We start from the raw sequence: 2,589 nt of genomic DNA, 5'->3' as shown, positions 1-2,589 counted from the left end.
GTGGTCTGCGTGACGTTGAACTTCGTGGTCGAGAAGATCGCCTACCGGCCGCTGCGCAATGCCCCGCGCCTGGCACCCTTGATCACCGCCATGGGCATGAGCTTGCTCTTGCAGACCCTGGCCATGATCATCTGGAAACCCAATCCCAAACCCTTCCCCCTGCTGCTGCCCACCACCCCGATTGATCTGGGTGGCCCGGTGATCTCGGTCACGCAATGCCTGATCCTGGGTCTGACCGTGGTCATCCTGGCCTCGCTGATGTTTCTGGTCAATCACACCAAGCTGGGCCGGGCCATGCGGGCCACGGCCGAGAACCCCAAGGTCGCCGGCCTGATGGGCGTCAAGCCCGACTTCATCATCTCCACCACCTTCGTCATCGGTGCGGCCCTGGCCGCCGTGGCCGGCCTGATGTGGGCGGCCAATTACGGCACGGTGCAGCACACCATGGGCTTTATGCCCGGCCTGAAGGCCTTCACCGCGGCCGTGCTGGGCGGCATCGGCAATCTGGCCGGGGCCATGGTGGGTGGCATCTTGCTGGGCCTGATCGAGGCCATCGGTGCGGGCTATCTGGGCGATCTGACCGGCGGCGTGCTGGGCAGCCATTACGCCGACATCTTCGCCTTCGTGGCCCTGATCCTGGTGCTGACCCTGCGTCCGTCTGGCCTGTTAGGCGAGCGTGTCGCTGATCGCGCCTGAGCGAGTTGAAGGAGAACAACATCATGCAAAAGAACAAACTCTTCGTCTTCCTGCTGGCGGGCCTGGGCCTGCTGCTGCTGCCGCTGTTCGCGCAGCAGCTGGGCAATGGCCCGGTGCGCATCATCGACCTGGCCCTGCTGTACGTGATGCTGGCCCTGGGGCTGAACATCGTGGTCGGCTATGCCGGCCTGCTGGACCTCGGTTATGTGGCCTTCTACGCCGTGGGTGCCTATATGTTCGCGCTGCTCAGCAGCCCGCACCTGAGCGAGAACTTCGAGGCCTTCCGGGCCGCCTTCCCGGACGGCCTGCACTCGCCGCTGTGGATCGTCATCCCGCTGGGGGCCGGCCTGGCCGCCTTCTTCGGCGTCATGCTGGGCTCGCCCACGCTGAAGCTGCGCGGCGACTACCTGGCCATCGTCACCCTGGGCTTTGGTGAAATCATCCGCGTCTTCCTGAACAATCTGGAATACCCCGCCAACATCACCAACGGCCCGCGCGGCATCGGCCAGATCGACTCCCTGCACTTCTGGGGCATCGATCTGGGCAAGAGCCTGGACATCTTCGGCTTCACCCTGCCTTCGGTCACGCTCTACTACTACCTCTTCCTGGCCCTGGTCGTCATCAGCGTGCTGATCTGCTACCGGCTGGAGAACAGCCGCATCGGCCGCGCCTGGATGGCCATCCGCGAGGACGAGATCGCCGCCAAGGCCATGGGCATCAACACCCGCAACCTCAAACTGCTGGCCTTCGGCATGGGCGCCACCTTCGGCGGCGTGGCCGGCTCCATGTTCGCCAGCTTCCAGGGCTTTGTGAGCCCCGAATCCTTCAGCCTGCAGGAGAGCGTGATGATCGTCGCCATGGTGGTGCTGGGCGGCATCGGCCACATCCCCGGCGTCATCCTGGGCGCCTTGCTGCTCTCGGCCCTGCCCGAGGTGCTGCGCTATGTGGCCGGCCCGCTGCAAGAGATGACCGGCGGGCGGCTGGACGCCGCCATCCTGCGCCAGCTGCTGGTGGCCCTGGCCATGATCAGCATCATGCTGATCCGCCCGCGCGGCCTGTGGCCCGCACCGGAGCACGGCAAGGCAGCACCCGTGCCCCAAACGAAATGAGCGAGGAGACCAAGATGAGTGAGCAATCCATCGTTCTGAAAGTCAGCGGCGTGTCCAAGCGCTTTGGCGGCCTGCAAGCCCTGTCCGAAGTGGGCATCGAAATCCGCCAAGGCCAGGTCTACGGCCTGATCGGCCCCAATGGCGCGGGCAAGACCACCTTCTTCAACGTCATCACCGGCCTGTACACGCCGGACGCCGGCAGCTTCCATCTGGGCGGTGAGCCCTACACCCCGCAAGCCGTGCACCAGGTCGCCAAGGCCGGCATTGCGCGCACCTTCCAGAACATCCGCCTCTTCGCCGAGATGACGGCGCTGGAGAACGTGATGGTGGGCCGCCACATCCGCACCGGCTCCGGCCTGCTGGGCGCGGTGCTGCGCACCCCCGGCTTCAAGGCCGAGGAAGCCGCCATCCGCCAGCGCGCCCAGGAACTGCTCGATTACGTGGGCATAGGCAAGCTGGCCGAATTCAAGGCCAGAACGCTCAGCTACGGCGACCAGCGCCGGCTGGAGATCGCGCGCGCCCTGGCCACCGACCCCAAGCTGATCGCGCTGGACGAGCCGGCCGCCGGCATGAACGCCACCGAGAAAGTGGTGCTGCGCGAACTGATCGACCGCATCCGCAAGGACGGCCGCACCATTCTCCTGATCGAACACGACGTCAAGCTGGTGATGGGCTTGTGCGACCGCCTGACGGTGCTGGACTACGGCAAGCAGATCGCCGAGGGCACACCGCAGGAAGTGCAGCGCAACGAGAAGGTCATCGAAGCCTATCTGGGCGCGGGCCA

At 65.6% G+C, this 2,589-nt stretch carries 3 protein-coding genes; all 3 read left to right on the top strand.

All coding sequences use genetic code 11. The features are described 5' to 3' along the window. Positions 1-696 (top strand): branched-chain amino acid ABC transporter permease (locus HNP55_RS23920; RefSeq protein WP_184304919.1); only part of this gene is annotated, 696 nt, incomplete at its 5' end. Positions 697-719: 23 nt separating this feature from the next. Continuing rightward, the gene (locus HNP55_RS23915) at positions 720-1,805 is read left to right on the top strand and encodes an ABC transporter permease subunit (RefSeq protein WP_184304917.1); all 1,086 of its coding nucleotides are present in this window, start codon (positions 720-722) and stop codon (positions 1,803-1,805) included. Between the two features lie 14 nt (positions 1,806-1,819). Then, on the top strand, positions 1,820-2,589 hold a 770-nt coding region (locus tag HNP55_RS23910; RefSeq protein ID WP_184304915.1), incomplete at its 3' end, for an ABC transporter ATP-binding protein.

Source organism: Roseateles oligotrophus, from assembly GCF_014204525.1.
Taxonomy (GTDB): Bacteria; Pseudomonadota; Gammaproteobacteria; order Burkholderiales; family Burkholderiaceae_C; genus Paucibacter_A; species Paucibacter_A oligotrophus_A.
Note: the sequence above shows the minus strand (reverse complement) of the source record. Positions and strands in the feature narration are given on the sequence as shown.